An 18,858-nucleotide genomic window follows, 5' to 3' on the forward strand; every position below is an offset into this window, starting at 1 on the left:
GGCACGCGGTCGTGCCTCAGCCTCCGTGTGCCGCGTTGCGGTCCGATTCGAACCGCAAGTCGGCACGCGGTCGTGCCTCAGCCTCCGTGTGCCGCGTTGTGGTTCCGTTTGAGCCGGAAGTTGGCATGTGGGGTTGGGGGTCGCATTCGCCCGGCGGGCGCCGGGCGGTCTGGGGTGGCGTCCCGCCTCGCGCGGACGGGGCGGTGGATGTGGATTTGGCAGGGAGGTGCCGGGCGTACCGGAAAAGGTTTCATCGGTGGGCGTGCCGGGACATCTCCGCATAGACGGCGATCAGGCGGGGTGTCAGTACGCCGGGGTGGAAGTGCTGCTGGTAGCGGGTGCGAGCGGCGGCTGCCGCCAGCGGGGCCCCGTCCCGGGCCGCCGGAAGCGCGGCGGCCAGCGACTCCGGATCGGGTTTGGCCAGCCAGCCGGCCGCGGACGGGCCGGTGCCGACCATGTACGGGATGCCGCCCACCTCGGTGCCCAGCACCGCCCGCCCCGAGGACATCGCCTCCAGGATCACCGTGGGCAGCACGTCCTCCCAGGTGGGCACCGCGATCACCACGGCTGACGCGCGGCGGGCGGCGATCATGCCGGCCCGGTCCAGCGGGCCCAGGTAGGTGACGTCCGAGCGTTCCGCGGCGGCCTGTTCGGCGAGCGGGCGCAGTTCCCCGTCACCGGCGATGCGCAGGGGGCCGAGGCTGCCGTCGGGGTGCCGGCGCCAGGCGTCGAGCAGCAGGCCGAGGCCTTTTTCGGGGGAGAGTCGGGCGCCATAGAGGAAGCCGTCGCCGAGGGGTTCGGGGGTGCCGGGGTCGGGCAGGCCGTTGGGTTTGATCACGATCCGGTCGGACGGGATGCCGTAGTCGGTCAGATGCGCGGCGATCTTGTCGGTGAGGGCGATGTACCGGTCCACCGAGCGCCAGGTCGGGCGGTGCACGGCCAGCGTGGTCGCCATGATCGCGCTCTGTGCGGCGGAGCCCCGGTAGCAGCGGTTCTTGATCGCCGGCCAGCCCAGCACCCGGCCGCGGCAGTCGTGGCAGTTGTGGCCGTCCCGGAAATACAGCCCGGACGAGCAGACCTGCCGGTAGTTGTGCACCGTCTGCACCACCGGCACACCGTGTGCGTGCGCGGTGCGGATCACCCAGGGCGAGAGCAGCGGGTACGGGTTGTGCAGGTGCAACGCGTCCGGCTGTTCCCGTTTCAGCAGCTCGGACAGCTCCCGCTGGGCGTCGACGCCGTAGACCGGGGAGATCGGCAGCAGTGCCTTGCGGGCCGCCGGCATCTCCCCGATCGAGTCGGAACTCCGCTGGAACGGCACGACGTCGACGCCGGCCTCCCGGAGCTGGCCGATCTCGGTGTCGACGATGACGTTCTCGCCGGACGGGATCGCCTCCCGGTACCGGTTGTGCGCTACCACCACCTTCATGGCGTGAGCCTAATGGTCGCGGAATGCGGGGTTCGCCGCGCTCTCTCCTCGCTCGCGACGGGAAGCAGGTGGCGGAAAACGCTACCGTGAGACGGTGCCCGAACTCCCTGAGGTCGAGGCGCTCGCTGCCTACCTGCGCGAGCGTGCGGTCGGCCACACCGTGGAACGTTTCGAAGTGCCCTCCTTCGCGGCCCTGAAGACCTACGATCCGCAGCCGTCCGCCCTGACCGGTCTGGTGCTGACCGGCGCCGGACGGCACGGCAAATTCCTGGACATCGGGATCGGCGACCTGCATCTCGTCGTGCACCTGGCCCGAGCCGGCTGGCTGCACTACCGCGACTCGTTCAAGTCACCGGCCCCGCTCAAACCGGGCAGTGGGCCGATCGCGGTCCGGCTGCGGCTCGACGACGGGTCCGGATTCGACCTGACCGAGGCCGGTACGCAGAAGTCGCTCGCCGCCTACCTGGTGCGCGACCCGTCCGAGGTGCCGGGGGTGTCCCGGCTCGGCCCGGACGCGCTGGCGGTGACCGCCGACGAGTTCGCCGCCCGGATCCGTGGGAAGAAAGGCCAGATCAAGGGCGTGCTCGTCGACCAGGAGGTGATCGCCGGGATCGGCAACGCCTACTCCGACGAGATCCTGCACGCGGCCCGGCTCTCCCCGTTCGCCCTCACCGGCAAACTGACCGACGAGCAGATGGCCACGTTGTACGAGGCGATGCGCGCGATCGAGACGGACGCGGTGGAACGGTCGGTCGGGCAGCGGGCCGCCGAACTCAAGGGGGAGAAACGCGCCGGGATGCGGGTGCACGCCCGCACCGGACTGCCCTGCCCGGTCTGCGGGGACACCGTGCGTGAGGTCTCCTTCGCGGACAAGAGCCTGCAATACTGTGCGACCTGCCAAACCGGAGGGAAACCGCTGGCGGACCGCCGGCTGTCCAAGCTGGTCCGGTGAAGTGCTACGGAACGATGACGGTCCGTATACATCAGGATCGTCTCCTTCTTTATGGCCGATCCATCGGTATAGTGGCCCGGTCCCTGGCAACCGTTGTGACGCGTACGGGTATCGGCGGGCCCACCGACGATCCCGAGGTCGTGGCGGTGCGTAATCTTTTTCCGGATGCGGGAGGACGTAGGCGGAGTGACTACTAGCCTGCATCGCCCAACCACCGACAGCAGCCGGAGCGGACCCGTGCGGTTTGACAGCTTCGAGTGGCAGGAACAGCCACCGAGCAACGGGGTGCCCCGAAACGCCTGGGGCCGTCAGAGCCGCCGGCGTTCCCGCTGGCACCGGCCGTACACCTTCCTGCTCGTGATGCTGGACCTGCTCTCCGTCCTCGGCGCCAGCTACATCGCCAGCTTCCTGGAGAAGTCCCGCGCCGGCCTGAACCGGCCCTGGGGCTTCCTCGACGGCCCGGAGACGTTCTTCTTCTTCGCCTACATCGCGCTGCCGCTCGGCTGGCTGCTCATGCTGTGGACCAGTGGCACGTACGACCGCCGCTATCTCGGTCTGGGCAGTGAGGAGTTCAAACGGGTCATCCGGAGTTCGGTCACCGTGGTCGCCGCGGTCTCCCTGCTCGCCTTCGCCACCAAGGCCGATCTGTCCCGTGGCACGGTCGCCACGGTGTCGCTCAGCGCGGTGGTCCTGATCCTGCTCGGCCGGGTCCTGGCCCGTCAGGTGCTGCACCTGGCCCGCCGGCACACCGGGCACGGCGCGCACCGGATGGTCCTGGTCGGCACCCTGCCGGAGGCCCTCGAGGTCTACACCGCGGTCACCCGCAGCCCGGCCGCCGGCCTGATCCCGGTCGCCATCCACCTCACCGACGGCTTCGCGGCCGCCCGCGGCATCGAGACGCCGGTCCCGGTCTACGCCGGCCGGGACGTGCTCTCCCTGGTCCGTGAGGTCGGCGCGGACACCATCGCGGTCTGCGGCTCGGCCAGCGCCGAACCCGGCGAACTGCGCCGCCTCGCCTGGCAGCTGGAGGGCACCGGTGTCGACCTGGTGGTGGCCCCGCAGCTCACCGACATCGCCGGCCCGCGCGTGCACATCCGCCCGATCGAGGGCCTGCCGCTGCTGCACGTCGAGGAGCCGACCCTGTCCGGCCCCGGCTGGCTGGTCAAGAACCTGATCGACCGGGCCGCCGCCGGGCTGGGCCTGCTGCTGATCAGCCCGATCCTGGCGGTCATCGCGATCGGGATCCGGCTCTCCGACCCCGGTCCGGTCTTCTTCCGGCAGACCCGGGTCGGGCACGACGGGCGGACGTTCAAGGTCTGGAAGTTCCGGACCATGTATCAGGACGCCGAGGAGCGCAAGGCCACGCTGGAGGAGCTCAACGAGTCCGACGGCATGCTCTTCAAGATGAAACACGATCCGCGGATCTTCGCCTTCGGGCAGAAGCTGCGGGCCACCTCCCTGGACGAGCTGCCCCAGCTGATCAACGTGCTCAAGGGTGAGATGTCGCTGGTCGGACCGCGGCCGCTGCCCGCCGACGACGGCGACTATCTCGGTGACGTGCGCCGGCGCCTGCTGGTCCGCCCCGGCATCACCGGCCTGTGGCAGGTCAGCGGACGCTCCGACCTGTCCTGGGACGAGGCGGTCCGCCTGGATCTCTACTACGTGGACAACTGGTCGCTCACGTACGACCTGAGCATTCTCTGGCGCACGATCTTCGTGGTCTTGAAGCGTAAGGGCGCCTACTGAATCATCTGTCCCTGTGACCGGGCAGATCGGAAGCATCGTGGCGGTGGCCGCCGTTCTGGCGGCCATCGCCGCCGCGCTGGTGGCGGTGTTGCGGCTGCGGGCCCGGCGCGGGATCGCCACCGCGATGCAGCGGGCCACCTACGACGTGCTGCACACCGCCTCGCTGGCGGCCGAGCCGTTGCGGGCCGGCTTGAGCCCGGCGACCGCGTCCAAGGCGGTCCGGCATCTGCGGGTGCTGGTCGGGGCGGTCGGGCTGGCGATCGTGGACGGGGAGCGGTGTCTGGCGTACGACGGCCGGGGCGCGCACCACGAGGATGAGCTGATCATCGCCGCGCGCAAGGCCGTCCAGAACGAACGTTCTGTCGTGTTGAACGGCGCCGACCTCCCGTGCGACCGCGTCGACTGTGTGGTGCGCGGGGCGGTGATCACCCCCCTGACCGGACCGGACGGGGCCGCCCAGGCCGCCCTGGTGGCCGTGGACGACGATCAGCCGGCTCCCGGCCTGGTCCAGGCCACCCTGGAGACGGCCCGCTGGGCCGGCTCACAGCTCGCCCTGGCCGAGTTGGACTCCTCCCGGGAACGGCTGGCCCGCGCCGAGGTCCGGGCGCTACGGGCCCAGATCAGCCCGCACTTCATCTACAACGCGCTGACCGCGATCGCCTCGTTCGTCCGCACCGACCCGGAGCGGGCCCGGGAGCTGATCCTGGAGTTCGCCGAGTTCACCCGATACTCGTTCCGGGCGCACGGCGAGTTCACCACGCTCGCCGAGGAGCTGCGCTCGATCGACCGCTACCTCACCATCGAGCGGGCCCGGTTCGGGGACCGCCTCCAGGTGCGGCTGCAGATCGCGCCCGAGGTGCTGCCGGTCGGTCTGCCGTTCCTGTGCCTGCAGCCGCTGGTGGAGAACGCCGTCCGGCACGGCCTGTCCCGCAAACCCGGCGTCGGTATGGTGAGCATCGAAGCGCGTGACGCGGGCGCCGAGTGCCACATCACCGTCGAGGACGACGGGGTCGGCATGGATCCGTCGCTGTTCGGCACCCCCTCGCCGGACACCGAGGACGGGCAGCACGTCGGCTTGGTCAATGTGGACGAGAGGCTGCGATCGGTGTTCGGCGATCATCACGGTCTGGTGGTGGAGACCGGTCCCGGCGCGGGGACGAAAGTGAGCATGCGGGTGCCCAAGTTCCATCCCCAGGTGCGGGCATGAGTCTCGTGGTGCTCGCCGTCGACGACGAGCCGCCGGCCCTGGACGAGTTGGCCTATCTGCTGAACGCGGACGGCCGGGTGGCCCACGTGCACCGGGCCGGCGACGCCACCGAGGCGCTGCGGGTGCTGCGGGACACCGAGGTCGACGCGGTCTTCCTGGACATCCGGATGCCCGGCCTGGACGGCATGGAGCTGGCCCGGATCCTGCGCCGGTTCGCCCAGCCGCCGGCGATCGTGTTCGTGACCGCCTACGACGACGGCGCGGTCGACGCCTTCGATCTGGGGGTCACCGACTACGTGCGCAAACCGGTCCGGGCCGAGCGCCTGGGCGAGTCGCTGCGGCGTGTCGCCGGGTTGCGGGCGGCCGTCGCCCCGGCCCCTCAGGACGAGCCGGCCATCCCGGTGGAGCTGGCCGGGACGACCCGGATGCTGCCCCGGTCGTCGGTGCGCTGGGTGGAGGCGCAGGGCGACTATGCGCGGTTACACACCGGAGAGACCTCCCATTTGGTACGGGTTTCGCTCGCCACCCTGGCCGAGCGCTGGGCGAACGCCGGTTTCGTCCGCATCCATCGCTCCTACCTGGTGCAGTTGCGCCTGGTCACCGAGCTGCGCCTGACCGGTTCGGGGTATGTGGTGGCGGTGGACGGTGTCGAGCTGCCGGTGAGCCGCCGACACACCCGTGACCTGAAGGATCGCCTGATCAGAGCCGCGAAGCACGACTGGACCCGCTGAATCCACACGTTTATCCACAGCCCCACAAGGTTCTCCACAGAGTTATCCACAGGCTGGCCCGCCCCGGTGTGCAAAAAGCCCCGACCTTCTCGGCCGGGGCTTCGGGTGCTGCTCGCGGAGGATGTGGGATTCGAACCCACGATGAGTTTCCCCATACCGGTTTTCAAGACCGGCGCCATCGGCCACTAGGCGAATCCTCCCGTGGTGCCGCTACAGTCTGCCACTCGCGCCTGGAACTTGTCGTACCGGTGGGGCAGAGTCGGCCGTATGCGCGCGATCGTGATCGAGGACAAGCAGCTGACCTGGGCCGAAGTGCCCGATCCGGAGGCCGGCCCGGGGGAGGTCGTCGTCGATGTCACAGCGTCGGCGGTCAATCGGGCCGACGTCCTGCAGCGGCAGGGGTTCTATCCACCGCCGCCGGGGGCGCCGGCCTATCCGGGTCTGGAGTGTTCCGGGGTGATCAGCGCGGTGGGCCCGGGGGTGACCGGGCATCACGTGGGCGAGCGGGTCTGCGCGCTGCTCTCCGGCGGTGGCTATGCCGAGCGGGTGGCGGTGCCGGCCGGGCAGCTGCTGCCGGTGCCGGCGGGGCTGTCGCTGGTGGAGGCGGCGACGCTGCCCGAGGTGGCCTGCACGGTGTGGTCCAACGTGGTGGACCGGGACCGGCTGCGGCCGGGCGAGACGCTGCTGGTGCACGGTGGCGGGTCCGGGATCGGCACGTTCGCCGTCCAGCTGGGGGTGGCACTGGGGGCGAAGGTACTGGTCACGGCGCGGGCGGAGAAGCATGAGCGGCTGCGCGCGCTGGGCGCGGAGCTGGCCGTGGACTATCGGACCGACGATTTCGTACGGGCGGTGCTGGATCACACCGGCGGCCGTGGTGCTGACGTGATCCTGGACATCATCGGCGCGAAGTATCTGGCGCGGAATGTGGCGGTGCTGGCCCCGGAGGGCCGGATCACAGTGATCGGCATGCAGGGTGGCACCACGGCGGAGCTGGATCTGGGCCGGCTGATGGCCAAGCGGGGCCGGGTGTCGTCGACGTCGTTGCGGGCCCGTCCGGCGGCGGACAAGGCGCGGATCGTGGCGGGTGTCCGGGATCAGGTGTGGCCGTTGATCGCGGCGGGCCTGATCCGGCCGGTGATGCACACCACGTTTGCCTTGGCCGAAGCCGCGTCCGCGCACGAGCTGATGGAGAAGGGTGACCACTTCGGGAAGATCGTTCTCCAGCGCTGATACCTCGTTCGAGTGAACGGAAACGAAGCGATATGACCGATAAGGTCGGATATGCGGCGAGTCGCAGCGATATCCGGCCGCGTCGAACCCAGCATGGACGGACACCGCGTCCGGCCCGGGCGCGGCTGCCGCCGAGCGCTGGGGGACACCGTGACCTACGCACCGCATCGTGCCGACTCCGCCCGCCGGGAATCCACCCGGCGGGCGCCGGCCCGGCACGCGTCTCCCCGGCGACCACGCGCCGGCGGTCCGGACGAGCGGCGCGCCCGGATCTGGATCGCCGGTGGGATGGCCGCCTCGGCCGGACTGGTCGCCTTCGGCGCCTGGGCGGTGGTCACCACCCCTCCCCCGGTGATGACGGTGACCGCCGCGCCGGTCGACTCGGCACTCGGCGGATTCGACGTGGATGTGACCGGAGTGCGCTGCGGGGTGGACTCGGTGGGCCCGAGTGGCCTAGCCCAGGAAGCCACCGGGCAATTCTGTCTGCTCGATGTGAAAGTGACGAACAACGGCCGGGAACCGGTGCTGTTCGACAGCGGTGCACAACGCGTTCGGGACGCTGACGGCGTAGCCTACGCCGTTGCCGAACAGGCCGCGGTCTTTCTCAACGATCGTGATGCCACACTTCTCAACGAGATCGACCCGGGGGACACGGTGACCGGTGTGCTCCCCTTCGACATGCCGGTCGGAGCACGTCCGAGCGACGCTGAACTGAGTGACGGCATGTCCACCGCAGGAGTACGGGTGACCCTCCCGGATCCGCGCTGAACGCAGCGTTTATCGGTTCGTGATCGGGGATCAATTATGTGAATCGTGCCCCAGCGGATTCGATGTTGTGTTGGCATGGTCCACGGAATACGCACGGTTGTCCGGGTTCCCATTGCCCACCTTCAACGGCGGCTAAAACATGGCCAGCGGTTTCGGCCATGTGATGATGGGATTCGCGTGAGTGCCCCGGGCCTATTTCGGAGGCAACACTGCACGGTTCGTCCACCCGCCGGGTGCTGACCGCCGGCGCGCTCGCGCTGGCCGTCATCGCGCCGGCCCTAGACCCGGCCGAGCACGAGGCGATGGCAGCGCCCGTGACCCAGCCCGCAACACCCGAGCTCGTGGATCGGCCGCCGGAAACCGGGGTGCACCCGGCGGCGCGGCCCCCACGGGACAGCTCGCAGGAGTTCCAGTTCGACGCCGGGATCGACCCGGCGGTGCTGCTGGACGGGCTGCGGAGCCGGCGGGACTCCGTCGAACGCGCCTCGCGGGCGATGCCGCGCCGGGCCTTGCGGACCGGACCGCTGCCGTTCGCGCTGCGCCGGCCGGCCGAGGTGACCCGCCGCCCGGCCGAAGTGGCCCGTGAGGCCGAGGTGATCCGCCCGGCTGAGGCGACCCGCTCGGCCATCCGGGCGATCCGGGCGGCGGAGCGGAACGCGGCCCGAGCGGCCGAGCGCCGGGAGGCGGCGGGCCGGTCCACCGGAGATCCGGCCAGGGAGCGCCGCGCCACCGGGAACCAGGCCGAGGAGAGCCGGACCGTGGAGCGGCGGGCCGCCGAACGGCCGGCCGTCCGGGTGGATCGCACCACCATCAAGGTGCAGCGCAAGCGGACGGTCTTCGGGAAACGGGGCCAGGCCCGCAAGGTCGCGCGGAGTACCGGGACCCGGGACATGCGGGCGGTCATCGCGTACGCCAAATCGCAGGTCGGCAAACGGTACGTCCGTGGCGGTGAGGGGCCGCACGGCTTCGACTGCTCCGGGCTGACCAAGCGGGCCTTCGCGAAGGCCGGGGTCAGCCTGCCGCACTCGTCCGGTGGCCAGGCGCGCCGGGCCAAGGCGGTGGCCCGCTCCTCGGCACGTCCCGGGGACCTGGTGGTGGGCCGCGGTCATGTCGGCATCTACATGGGCAAGGGGATGATGATCGACGCGGGGAACAGCCGCACCGGGGTCGTCTACCGCAAGGTCTACCAGGGCCTGTCGGTGTCCCGGCTGCACTGAGGGGAGAGCCCGGGCAGCAGTCAGCACCCGCCGATCCGACGGGTGCCGACTCGCTGACCACCGTGCCGTACGGCAGCCGATCACGACCAGGCGCGGGGATCTCGGCCGCGCACACCCGGTCGGATGTCTGACAGAAGCATCACCGAGGTCGGCCTGTCGCATGCGCACCACCTGTGCGTTTACCCGATGGTGTGACGACACCCGGTGACCTGGACGAAAGACCCTGGTCATATCGAACGGTTAGTCTCGGCGCATCGTGGGAAAACCTGATCAGTTCACCACCACGTCGCCGGAGGCCAGATATGAGTCTTGACCGCGTCTTGGCGCCCGATCCCTACGATCTCCTGCCGCAGGTCCCGGCTTTCACCGTGACCAGCGCGGACGTCACGGACGGGCAGCCGCTGGACGAGCTGTTCGCGCACACCAGCGTGGGCGGGAAGAACCTGTCGCCGCAGCTGTCCTGGTCCGGCTTCCCGGCCGAGACCCGGGGCTTCGTGGTGACCTGCTTCGACCCGGACGCGCCGACCGGCAGCGGGTTCTGGCACTGGGTGCTGGTCAACCTGCCGGTGTCGGTCACCAGCCTGGACCGGGGCGTCGACCCGTTGCCGGACGGGGCGTTCTGTGTCCGCAACGACTACGGCGAGCGTGACTTCGGCGGTGCGGCGCCGCCACCCGGGGACCGCGTCCACCGGTACGTCTTCGCGGTGCACGCGATCGACGTCGACGCGCTGGAGGTCACCGCGGACGCGTCGCCCGCCTATGTCGGGTTCAACCTGGCGTTCCACACCCTGGCCCGGGCGACCATCCGCCCGACCTTCCAGGTCCGCGGGTAGCAGACGGAGAAAGCCGCCGGCGCGGGGCCGGCGGCTTTATCTGTATAGAAATCGGTCAGCGCGGAACGCGGGCCACGCAGAACACCGACTGCCCGAACGGCGGGCGGACGACCTTCTCGGCGGCCTTGGTCACCGGCAGCACCACACTGTCGTAGATCTTCACCATCGGCCCCTCCTTCGGGGCCAGCTTGAAGATGCTGGTGGCGGTGTAGTAGCCGAGAAGCCCCAGCGCATTCGCGTAGTGCAGCTTCTCGATCTCCAGGCCGGCCTCGGTGAAGGCGGCGCTGAGAGTCTTCTTGGTGTAGCGCCGGATGTGCCCGGTGGCGATGTCCACCTGGCTCATCGCGAACATGAACGCCGGGACGATGATGATCACCCGGCCACCGGGGCGGACCAGTTCCTTCATGCTCCGCAGCGCGCCGACGTGGTCCTCGATGTGCTCGAGGACGTTGTACGACACGGCCGCGCTGTACTCGGCGTTCGCGTCCTGGGCCGGAAGCAGCATCTGCTTCACGTCGATGTTCGAGTACTCGTCCATCCGCTCCTTGAGCAGGACGAGCCGGTCCGGGTCAGCCTCGGTCGCGGTGAACTTCGGCAGATGCTCCGCCCACTCGATCGCGTAGTCCCCGAGACCGCTGCCGATCTCGATGGGGTTGTCTCCGAGGTAGGGGAGAGCGAGCTCGACGAACCACCGGCGGTGGTTCACCGCGGTGGCGAGGCCTTCGAGCACTTCAGACTGGATCCGCTGGTCTCCAGTGATGTCTGCCATAGGTGAGGTTCCCTCATCTTGCCGATCTGAGCTGACAGCGGGACCGCTGAAGTTAACCATCTGAAGCGCCTATCCGAAAGTTGAGCGCTGGTCACCACTGATTTTTTGGCCTGATTGAGACATAGGTGGGTGGGCACTCGGATGGGTTACCACGCTAAGTCCACTGGGTGGACACTCCGTTGGACACGCGAAAAGCACGCGTACATATCGGCTCTATCACGTGTGGGGCGCACACCGCTGGCTTCTTGGAATCCTCGGTTAGGCTCGCCGATGCTATGACGATTACGGGTTTGAACTCGACAGGCCAGTCGACCGGCGAGAACGTTCTGCCGCCGAGCCAAGTGACCGCCGATGACGACCTGGACGCGGAGCTGATAGCCCTCGGGTCAAACACGACGGTGACCGCGCCAACGGTTCCGGACTCCCCAGCGGAGACCGAGAAACCGCAGGTCGGACGCCGCCTGTTCACGTGGCGGGACGTTGCCGCGATCGCGACATTCGTGATCGCGGCGTTCATGCTGACCGCGCCGTTGTGGCTCAATCTTGATCATGAGTTGCGCGATGATCCGCAGGATCAGGCTTTCTTCGAGTGGATGCTGGCGCACGGTGCGCGCGTGCTCACGGATGGCGCTTATCCGTTCTTCTCGGATCGCTTGAATTACCCCGACGGGGTGAACATGATGGCCAACACCTCAGTGTTGGCCGTTTCCCTGCCACTGACGCCCGTCACTCTTCTGTTCGGCCCGCATGTGGCCTTCAACGTATTTCTCACCGGCGCATTGGCATTAACCGGTGCTTCGTGGTATCTGGTGCTCTCGCGCCGCTTCGTCACCTCTCGGGCGGCGGCCTGGGTGGGCGCGCTCTTCTGCACCTTCGCCCCGAGCATGGTGTCGCACGCCGGCGGCCACCCGAACATCGTCTCGCAGTTCCTGGTCCCGCTGATCATCTGGCGCACCCTGGAGCTGCGGGTGCCCGGCCGGGCCGTGCGCAACGGCCTGCTCCTGGCCGGCCTGCTGATCTGGCAGGCCTTCATCAACCTCGAGATCCTCTTCATGACCGCGGTCGGCCTCGGCTTCTTCTGCGCGATCATGGCGGTGTTCCGGCGCAAGAGCCACACCGGCGAGGTGCTGCCGTTCCTGCGCGCCCTCGGGGTCACCGCGATCACCACGCTGGCCGTGCTCGCCTACCCGCTCAGCGTCCAGTTCTTCGGCCCGCAGAGTTACCAGGGCCTGGCCGAGTTCGTCCGCAACTTCGGCGCCGACCTGGCGTCCTTCCCGGCCTACTCGCGGCACTCGGTGGCCGGTGACTCGGCGACCGCCGCCCGGCTCACCCAGAACCCGGCGGAGGAGAACGCCTTCTTCGGCTGGGGCCTGATCGTCCTCTTCTTCGGCCTGCTGATCTGGATGCGCCGGTCCCGCGCGGTGCTCACCCTCGGCGGGATCGCGCTTCTCTTCGGCGCCATGTCACTCGGCCCGCGGATCGTGCTCAACGGTGTCGACACCGGTGTCCCGGGCATCTGGGCCGCATTGCACTACCTGCCGGTGCTCAACGCCGCGGTGCCGACCCGGTGGGCGATGGCGATCGCGCCGGTGGTCGGCATCCTGCTGGCCCTGGCCATCCAGAAGGCCGCCGGCCTGATGCGCAGTCAGCCGTCCTCCCGGGGGCCGGTCCGGATCGCGATGATCACCGCGGTCGCGATGGCGCTGCTGCCGCTGGTGCCGCGTCCGCTGGCCACCGCCCCGATGGACCCGGTGCCGGACTTCGTCACCTCGGGCGCCTGGCGGGAGTACATCGACGACGAGCACACCATGGTCACGCTGCCGCTGCCGGACAGCAACTACCCCGACCCGCTGCGCTGGACCGCGATGACCGGCCAGGACATGCGGATCGCCGGGGCGTACGCGCTGCTGCCGAACGAGAACCCGCAGGATCCGTCGGACCGGACCGCGATGTTCTCCCCGCCGTGGCGGCCGACCAGCGGCCTGATCTCCTCGATCCGTGGTGGCAACCCGGTCCCGGAGATCACCGATGCCCGGCGCGAGATGACCCTGGCCGACCTGCGGTTCTGGAAGGCCGGCGTGGTCGTGCTGACCCCGCAGACCCGGGACATCGAGATGCTGCGCACCATGTCCGACCTGCTCGGCTTCCGGCCCACCTGGACCGGTGGCGCGTGGGTCTGGGACGTGCGTCACCTGGTCGACAACCCCGACGCGGTGCTGACCGGCGGCGAGCCCTTCTGACCCTTCGCGCGCGAAGCGGCCGCCGGGCTATCCGGCGGCCGCTTCGCTGTGTGCTCCACGGATCCGGTTCGGAAAGTCAAGCGGAGAGCTTGCTTTTCCGTGGGATCCTCACGTTATGATGACGGGACGGAACCGTAGCGACGCTATGTAGGCGTCACGGCGGCCGTAGGGCCGGCACGGACCGCGCGTCGAGACCATTCGTCTCCGCGCCCGACCGCATTCTTTCGGGAATGCGGTCTTCGCCGTATACGGAGTACGCACATTTCCCCGAGTGAATTCACGGCATCCCCGGGCGAAAATCTTTTTCAGTCCGAATAGTGTCGATAATTTTCATGATCTACGCCTCATGCCGCTTTGTCCTAATGGGAGCGCTCCAACAGTTTGACCAGCGGTTATGCGGCGAACTTCGGGCTGTGGAGAGTCCACATAGCCATCATGCTCAGTCCAAGTAGGGCAAATGGCACGTGACAATGGACCGGCACTGTCGCATAATTTCCGGCGTCGCCTTCCCGCACACACTCATTCGTTCCCGGGAAGGGCGGCACTCGCCCATCCCGCCGTCCGGGCGGGCCATTCCCCGGGGAAGAGGAACACACTCCTGATGTTCGGAAAACGAGGACGCCGCCTGGCTCAGGCAGCCCTGGCCGCCGTCGCCGGCAGCGCTCTGCTGCTCGGCTCCGCCATGCCCGCCGCCGCCGACGAGAAGACCACCGGTATCCCCACCAGCGGCGGCGACCGGGTCACCCTGGTGATCAACGGCAAGCGCATGCCGGTGAGCAGCCTGGCCATCAACCTCGAGGGCCAGCGCGGCGTTCCGGTCTACTGCATCGACTTCCACACCCCGGTCGCCACCGGCCAGCCCTACGACGAGGGCACCTGGAGCGAGTCCGAGGTCAAGAACCTCAACAAGGTCCAGTGGGTGCTGACCAAGGGCTACCCGAACGGTGACGCGGCCAAGCTGCTCGACGCCGCCGGCGCCTCGGCGAACGGCCTGGACACCCGCACTCGGGACAAGCTGCTCTACTTCGGGACCCAGACCGCCGTCTGGCACTTCAGCGACAGCGTCAACCTCGGCGACTGGAGCCGCGACATCCGCGGCCTGACCGAGCAGAGGCAGTACGACGTCGTCAAGAAGGTCTACGACTACCTCACCAAGAACGCGGTCGGCGTGCCGGAGCCGAAGGGCGAGCTGAGCGTCGACCCGGCCAACGCCACCGCGATCGCCGGCGAGAAGGCCGGACCGTTCACGGTCAAGGGCCCGGCCGGCGAGATCAAGGTGACCGTCACCGGCGGCGCGGCTGTGGACGCCAACGGCAACCCGGTCAGTGTGACCACCAACGGCGGCCAGTTCTGGCTGACCGGCACCGAGGCGGGCAAGGCCGCCGTCTCCCTCACCGCCGAGGGCGCGGTCTCCTTCGGCCGGGTCTTCCTGTTCCGTGGCAACAAGGACAAGCACCAGAAGCTGATCCTGGGCGGCACCGTCGGCGAGAAGCTGAACGCCGGCGCCGAGGCCACCTTCACCAGCGTCCAGCAGCCGACCCCGTCGGCGAGCGTCTCCACCCCGGCCGAGGAGCAGCCCAGCCCGTCGGCGAGCGTCTCCACCCCCGCCGAGGAGGAGCCCACCCCGTCGGCGAGCGTCTCCACCCCGGCCGGCGAGGAGTCCGAGTCGCCCGCGCCGAGCACCACCCCGGTCGCCAGCAACGGTGACCTGCCGCTGACCGGCTCGTCGACCGCCGTGGTGATCGGTGGCGGCGTGCTGCTCCTGGTCGCCGGCGCCGTGGCCCTGGTGATGGTCCGCCGCCGTCGGGTGACCTTCAGCAGCTGAGTTCGACAGCACTGACGAGTGAGGCCCCCGCCCGGGACAGGGCGGGGGCCTCACTCGTACGCGAATCCCGTACGTACGCGGCTAAGGGGTTTTGATGCAGCACCCCGGGCAGACCTTGGGCCGCGGCAGGGTGAAGGCCAGGCAGCAGGTCTTGCGCCGCAGTTCGAGGTGACCGGACTTGCCGGGGTGCAGCTCGATCAGGTCGCGGACGCCGAGGGTGGTCAGCAGCCGGTCGATGGTCTCGGCGGAGGAGCCGGGGACCGCGTCGGCGGAGCGCAGCACCCCGTAGGCGACTCCGGACGCGAGCGAGCCCAGCAGGGTGCGCTTGCCCAGGCGGACGCGGCCGTGGATGGCGTCGAGCAGCGGGTCGAGGTGTTCGTCCAGGAGGCTGCGGCGGAACTCGCCGAGCAGCGCCGCCTCGTCCGGGACCACCTTGACCTCGGGGCGGCCGGAGAACGCGATCGGGTCGCTGGGGAGCACCGCGACCGGGATGTCCGGGCGCAGACCCAGAGTGACGAGCGGGCGCGGGTCGTCGAAGTGCATGACGACGTCGCCGGCGGTGAGCAACGGCACTCTGCGGGCCGAGGCGAAACCCAGCACGGCGGGCAGAGCCAGCCAGTACGTGTACGCCTTCCAGGCCAGTGCGGCGGCGGCGTGCGGCTGGGCGTTCCAGCGGCGGCGGGACGCCTCCAGGAGGGTGTCCAGGTGCACGTCGGCCAGCCGGGCCGTGGGCGTCCAGCCGGCCATGTCGCGAACGACGAGGTCAGGAGCCAGCCCGGGGATCTCGGTGCTGGTGCCGAACATGGCACGCAGGGTCGCGGTGACCGGGGCCAGCAGCCGCGGCCGGATCTGCGTGAGTTCCAGGGTGGTGCTGGTCACGGGCGCACTCGTCGCTGAGTCACCGCAGTACTCCTTGCGGATGGACGTGCTGAAGCAGTGGCGGCGAGCCGGCTCTTGTGGAGCGGCAGGGGCTCGCGGTGACCCACGGTACCCGGTTAAGGGTAGGCTAACCACACTGGTCAAGGGGATCTTTCGGGCGAATACCCTAGGCAATTGTTACTTTACGTAGCGTGGCTGTGTTGCCGGATTCGTCAAGGTATCTGTCGGCAAAACGCTACTAGCTCCTTGCAGACACGGAGAGCCAGCGACACTGAACGTGCCGTCGCGAAGGGGACATCCGTGATGACCACCTCGCCCATTGAACGGGCAGCAGACCAGTTCGTGACGGTGCTTGCGCAATGGCGGGTCGAACGGGGCATGACCAAGAAGCAACTCGCCGCGCGCATGGGCTTCGATCCCTCCTACGTCAGCCACGTCGAGGGGCGCCGCCACAAACCCACCGAGGACTTCGCCCGCCGGGCCGAAGCCGTGCTCGGCGCCGGTGGTGCCATCTGGCAGAGATTCCAGGAGTACGACGAACTCCGTCACGCCCGCGGCACCGTCCTGCACCGTGACCCACCGGTCCCGGTCCAGTGGCTGCCACCCGGCACCGGCCTGATCATCGAGCGGGAGATCGCCGAGCTGGCCTACACCGGCGGCGCCTACCGGGCCCGGGTCCAGCGCTCCCTCTACAACGCCGGCATCGAGGCGGTCACCCGATACCTGGCGAAGATCTCCGTCGACCGCTTCCCCCACGACCCGGCCGGCTCCAACCGCCACCACCGGGAGAACCCGCTCACCCTCGACGAGATGGACGTGCACGCGGTCGCCGGGGAGGGCGCCGCCGCCGAACCCATGCAGTGGCGGGTCAAACTCGACCGGGACGCCTCCAAGGAACTGTGGCTGATGTTCGCCAACGAGCGCGGCCAGTTCCCGCTCTACCCCGGCGAGCGGACCACCATCGAGTACGCGTACACGGTCGGCGAAGAGAAATGGGGCCAGTGGTTCCAGCGCGCCGTCCGCCTGCCGACCCGGTCGCTGACCGTGCGGCTGGACTTCCCGGAGAGCTTCGAACCCCAGGTCTGGGGTGTGGAGGCATCGCTCAACGCCGAGGTGCCCGTCCGTACCCCGTTGGAACGCCGCACCGAGGGAGGTCGCGCCATCTTCGAGTGGTCAACCGACGCACCCCTGCTCAACGCGCGGTACCGGCTGGAATGGCGGTACCGCGGCGCCGACGCCCCGATCTACGGCGAGACCGGCCCCTCGGAACCGGCCCTGCCCCGGGCCTCGCACCGGATGCGCGGCATCGGCATCATCCAGCGCGGATCCGACCTGCTCCGGCAGCGGGCCCGGCACTTCCAGCTGCCCCGGGAAGGGGCGTCCGCCCGCGACGCGGTGACCCGGCTGCTCACCTCACTGGGCCGGCTGGAGGACCTGCACGAGTTCAGCAAGGGTGTCGGCCTGGCCGCGCCGCAGATCGGCGTGCCGGCCGCCGCCGCCGTGGTCCGCCCGTCGGAACGCGACATCGACCCGGTCGTGCTGCTCAACCCGCGGATCGTCGGCGAGTCCGAGGAGTGCGACGAGCAGTACGAAGGTTGTCTGTCGTTCTTCGACTACCGGGGTCTGGTGCCCCGGCCGATGCGGATCGACGTGGAACACGCGCGGTTCGACGGGACCCGGGTGGTCACCACCTTCGAACGGGCGCTGGCCCGGCTGATCAGCCACGAGATCGACCACCTGGAGGGCCGGCTCTACGTGGACCGGATGAAACTCGATGCCAAACTGGTGCCGGTCGCTCAATACCAGCAGACCGGGCGGCCCTGGGACTACTGAAAGCTGTCGTACTTTATCCGGACCGACGGCACCTGGAGCTCGGCGAGACGGCGCAGCGTGGACTTCACCATCTGCCCCGAGCCGGAGACGAAGAAGTCGTGCTCCTTCCACGGGCCGTACTTCGCCACCACGTCCGAGATGTGCCCCTGCTCGCCCGGGAAAGTCGGGTCGTCGCTGCACGCGGTCACGACCGACAGCCAGGGATAACGGGCCGCCAGGCGGTTCAGGTCGGCCAGGTCGTACAGATTCTCGCGGTTGCGGGCCCCGAAGAAGACGTGCACCCAGCGGGTCCGGTTGTAGCGGGTCAGCTCCTCCAGCAGGGACTTGATCGGGGCGAGCCCGGTGCCACCGGCCACGAAGACGGCATCCCGCGTCGATCTTCGATCCAGGGTCATCGTGCCCATCGGCGCGGCCAGCTTGATCATGTCGCCGACCCGCAGCTTCCGGACCAGAGCACTGGACACCCAGCCGGCGCCCACCGCCCGTACGTGGAAATCCAGGGTGTTGTCCCGGCGCGGCGCGTTCGCCGGCGAATAGGTGCGCCACAGCCGGGGCTGGTACCGCGGGGCCTCGATGCTCAGATACTGCCCGGCCCGGAAATCCAGCGGCTGCAACGGCAGCACGGTGAACACCGCGATGTCCTGCGAACGGCGCTCGTGCGCCACCACCTCGCCGTACCAGTAGGGCGGATTGGGGTCCGCCTCCGCACCGGCCAGCATCTTCGAGGCGATCACCGCGTACGCGTCGGCCCACGCCTGGTCGTACTCGACGCCCCACTCCTCGCCCGCGTACGCGCGCATCGACTCGATCAAGGCTCCGCCCACCACCTCGTAGTGTTCTGGTTCCACGTGGAACTTGCGGTGATCCCGGCCGAGTGCTCGCAGGTACTCGTCGAACCGTTCCGGATCCTCCAGCGTCTGCACCGCTGTCACGATCGCCCCCAGCAGACGGGACCGCTGCACATCCATCTGCACCGGGAACAGATCACGCAGATCCGGATGTGACAGGAAGATCCGCGCGTAGAAATAGCCGGCAACCTTGTCCTGATGTTCCTCGACGAGGCTCCAGCTCTCCTTGAGCAAGCGTGCCAGGTCTCCCATGCCATTCAGGGTGGTCAGCGCAGTCGGGAACACGACGCACGAGCAGTGCGACTCACCACCTTGTGCGGCGCGTCGCTCGTCGAATTGGACCGTTTTGTGCCT

15 protein-coding genes and 1 tRNA gene are annotated in these 18,858 nt (G+C 69.1%); 11 read left to right on the forward strand and 5 right to left on the reverse strand.

Annotated features, from left to right (window positions below; translation table 11 throughout):
* Positions 1-250 precede the first annotated feature (250 nt).
* Positions 251-1,426, reverse strand: a complete 1,176-nt coding sequence (locus ACQ0O7_RS42305; protein WP_430791565.1) for a glycosyltransferase family 4 protein — start codon at positions 1,424-1,426, stop codon at positions 251-253.
* 94 nt (positions 1,427-1,520) lie between these two features.
* On the opposite strand from ACQ0O7_RS42305, the gene ACQ0O7_RS42310 reads away from it, so the two are divergent.
* The 4 genes from ACQ0O7_RS42310 (at position 1,521) to ACQ0O7_RS42325 (ending at position 6,062) form a co-directional block, all read left to right on the forward strand.
* Positions 1,521-2,378: an Fpg/Nei family DNA glycosylase gene (locus tag ACQ0O7_RS42310; protein ID WP_430791566.1), complete on the forward strand. Its 858-nt coding sequence runs from the start codon at positions 1,521-1,523 to the stop codon at positions 2,376-2,378.
* 165 nt (positions 2,379-2,543) lie between these two features.
* Positions 2,544-4,124, forward strand: coding sequence for a sugar transferase (locus ACQ0O7_RS42315; RefSeq protein WP_430791567.1), 1,581 nt, complete (start codon positions 2,544-2,546; stop codon positions 4,122-4,124).
* A 13-nt stretch (positions 4,125-4,137) separates the two neighbouring features.
* Positions 4,138-5,331 carry a sensor histidine kinase gene (locus tag ACQ0O7_RS42320; protein WP_430791568.1) on the forward strand — a complete coding sequence of 398 codons (1,194 nt, stop codon included), beginning with the start codon at positions 4,138-4,140 and terminating at the stop codon, positions 5,329-5,331.
* Positions 5,328-6,062 carry a LytR/AlgR family response regulator transcription factor gene (locus ACQ0O7_RS42325; protein WP_430791569.1) on the forward strand — a complete coding sequence of 245 codons (735 nt, stop codon included), beginning with the start codon at positions 5,328-5,330 and terminating at the stop codon, positions 6,060-6,062. The genes ACQ0O7_RS42320 and ACQ0O7_RS42325 overlap by 4 nt, the downstream gene beginning before the upstream one ends.
* A gap of 115 nt (positions 6,063-6,177) precedes the next feature.
* Here the strand turns inward: ACQ0O7_RS42325 and ACQ0O7_RS42330 are convergent.
* A tRNA-Ser gene (locus ACQ0O7_RS42330) sits at positions 6,178-6,262 on the reverse strand.
* Positions 6,263-6,329: 67 nt separating this feature from the next.
* Here ACQ0O7_RS42330 and ACQ0O7_RS42335 point away from each other — a divergent pair.
* The 4 genes from ACQ0O7_RS42335 to ACQ0O7_RS42350 all read left to right on the forward strand — a co-directional run bounded on the left by ACQ0O7_RS42335 (position 6,330) and on the right by ACQ0O7_RS42350 (position 10,110).
* Positions 6,330-7,292: an NAD(P)H-quinone oxidoreductase gene (locus ACQ0O7_RS42335; RefSeq protein ID WP_430791570.1), complete on the forward strand. Its 963-nt coding sequence runs from the start codon at positions 6,330-6,332 to the stop codon at positions 7,290-7,292.
* 150 nt (positions 7,293-7,442) lie between these two features.
* The gene (locus ACQ0O7_RS42340; protein WP_430791571.1) at positions 7,443-8,060 is read left to right on the forward strand and encodes a DUF4352 domain-containing protein; all 618 of its coding nucleotides are present in this window, start codon (positions 7,443-7,445) and stop codon (positions 8,058-8,060) included.
* 233 nt (positions 8,061-8,293) lie between these two features.
* Positions 8,294-9,277: a C40 family peptidase gene (locus ACQ0O7_RS42345; RefSeq protein WP_430791572.1), complete on the forward strand. Its 984-nt coding sequence runs from the start codon at positions 8,294-8,296 to the stop codon at positions 9,275-9,277.
* 302 nt (positions 9,278-9,579) lie between these two features.
* On the forward strand, positions 9,580-10,110 hold the full coding sequence (locus tag ACQ0O7_RS42350) for a YbhB/YbcL family Raf kinase inhibitor-like protein (protein ID WP_430791573.1): 531 nt from the start codon (positions 9,580-9,582) through the stop codon (positions 10,108-10,110).
* 55 nt (positions 10,111-10,165) lie between these two features.
* Here the strand turns inward: ACQ0O7_RS42350 and ACQ0O7_RS42355 are convergent, their stop codons facing one another.
* The gene (locus tag ACQ0O7_RS42355; RefSeq protein WP_430791574.1) at positions 10,166-10,879 is read right to left on the reverse strand and encodes a class I SAM-dependent methyltransferase; all 714 of its coding nucleotides are present in this window, start codon (positions 10,877-10,879) and stop codon (positions 10,166-10,168) included.
* A 275-nt stretch (positions 10,880-11,154) separates the two neighbouring features.
* On the opposite strand from ACQ0O7_RS42355, the gene ACQ0O7_RS42360 reads away from it, so the two are divergent.
* Positions 11,155-13,119 (forward strand): hypothetical protein, encoded by a 1,965-nt coding sequence (locus tag ACQ0O7_RS42360; protein ID WP_430791575.1) that lies wholly within the window; start codon positions 11,155-11,157, stop codon positions 13,117-13,119.
* A 601-nt stretch (positions 13,120-13,720) separates the two neighbouring features.
* Entirely contained in the window at positions 13,721-14,944 is a 1,224-nt protein-coding gene (locus ACQ0O7_RS42365) for a Cys-Gln thioester bond-forming surface protein (RefSeq protein ID WP_430791576.1), read from the forward strand.
* Positions 14,945-15,025: 81 nt separating this feature from the next.
* Here ACQ0O7_RS42365 and ACQ0O7_RS42370 read toward each other — a convergent pair whose 3' ends face one another.
* A complete protein-coding gene (locus ACQ0O7_RS42370) occupies positions 15,026-15,748 on the reverse strand; it encodes a hypothetical protein (protein WP_430791585.1) in 723 nt (240 codons plus the stop codon).
* A gap of 378 nt (positions 15,749-16,126) precedes the next feature.
* Between ACQ0O7_RS42370 and ACQ0O7_RS42375 the strand changes: the two genes are divergently transcribed.
* Positions 16,127-17,656 carry a peptide deformylase gene (locus ACQ0O7_RS42375; RefSeq protein ID WP_430791577.1) on the forward strand — a complete coding sequence of 510 codons (1,530 nt, stop codon included), beginning with the start codon at positions 16,127-16,129 and terminating at the stop codon, positions 17,654-17,656.
* Here ACQ0O7_RS42375 and ACQ0O7_RS42380 read toward each other — a convergent pair.
* On the reverse strand, positions 17,650-18,756 hold the full coding sequence (locus ACQ0O7_RS42380) for a globin domain-containing protein (RefSeq protein WP_430791578.1): 1,107 nt from the start codon (positions 18,754-18,756) through the stop codon (positions 17,650-17,652). The two genes, ACQ0O7_RS42375 and ACQ0O7_RS42380, sit on opposite strands and share 7 nt — an antisense overlap.
* Positions 18,757-18,858: the final 102 nt, after the last annotated feature.

The sequence above is a fragment of the Actinoplanes sp. G11-F43 genome, from assembly GCF_050589265.1.
GTDB lineage: Bacteria > Actinomycetota > Actinomycetes > Mycobacteriales > Micromonosporaceae > Actinoplanes.

Bases quoted from the DNA above. Each gene is read 5' to 3' on its own strand.
- ACQ0O7_RS42305 (WP_430791565.1), bottom strand. From the start codon at position 1,426: ATGAAGGTGGTGGTAGCGCACAACCGGTACCGGGAGGCGATCCCGTCC.
- ACQ0O7_RS42315 (WP_430791567.1), top strand. From the start codon at position 2,544: ATGCGGGAGGACGTAGGCGGAGTGACTACTAGCCTGCATCGCCCAACC.
- ACQ0O7_RS42325 (WP_430791569.1), top strand. From the start codon at position 5,328: ATGAGTCTCGTGGTGCTCGCCGTCGACGACGAGCCGCCGGCCCTGGAC.
- ACQ0O7_RS42335 (WP_430791570.1), top strand. From the start codon at position 6,330: ATGCGCGCGATCGTGATCGAGGACAAGCAGCTGACCTGGGCCGAAGTG.
- ACQ0O7_RS42350 (WP_430791573.1), top strand. From the start codon at position 9,580: ATGAGTCTTGACCGCGTCTTGGCGCCCGATCCCTACGATCTCCTGCCG.
- ACQ0O7_RS42355 (WP_430791574.1), bottom strand. From the start codon at position 10,879: ATGGCAGACATCACTGGAGACCAGCGGATCCAGTCTGAAGTGCTCGAA.
- ACQ0O7_RS42360 (WP_430791575.1), top strand. From the start codon at position 11,155: ATGACGATTACGGGTTTGAACTCGACAGGCCAGTCGACCGGCGAGAAC.
- ACQ0O7_RS42365 (WP_430791576.1), top strand. From the start codon at position 13,721: ATGTTCGGAAAACGAGGACGCCGCCTGGCTCAGGCAGCCCTGGCCGCC.
- ACQ0O7_RS42370 (WP_430791585.1), bottom strand. From the start codon at position 15,748: ATGTTCGGCACCAGCACCGAGATCCCCGGGCTGGCTCCTGACCTCGTC.
- ACQ0O7_RS42375 (WP_430791577.1), top strand. From the start codon at position 16,127: ATGACCACCTCGCCCATTGAACGGGCAGCAGACCAGTTCGTGACGGTG.
- ACQ0O7_RS42380 (WP_430791578.1), bottom strand. From the start codon at position 18,756: ATGGGAGACCTGGCACGCTTGCTCAAGGAGAGCTGGAGCCTCGTCGAG.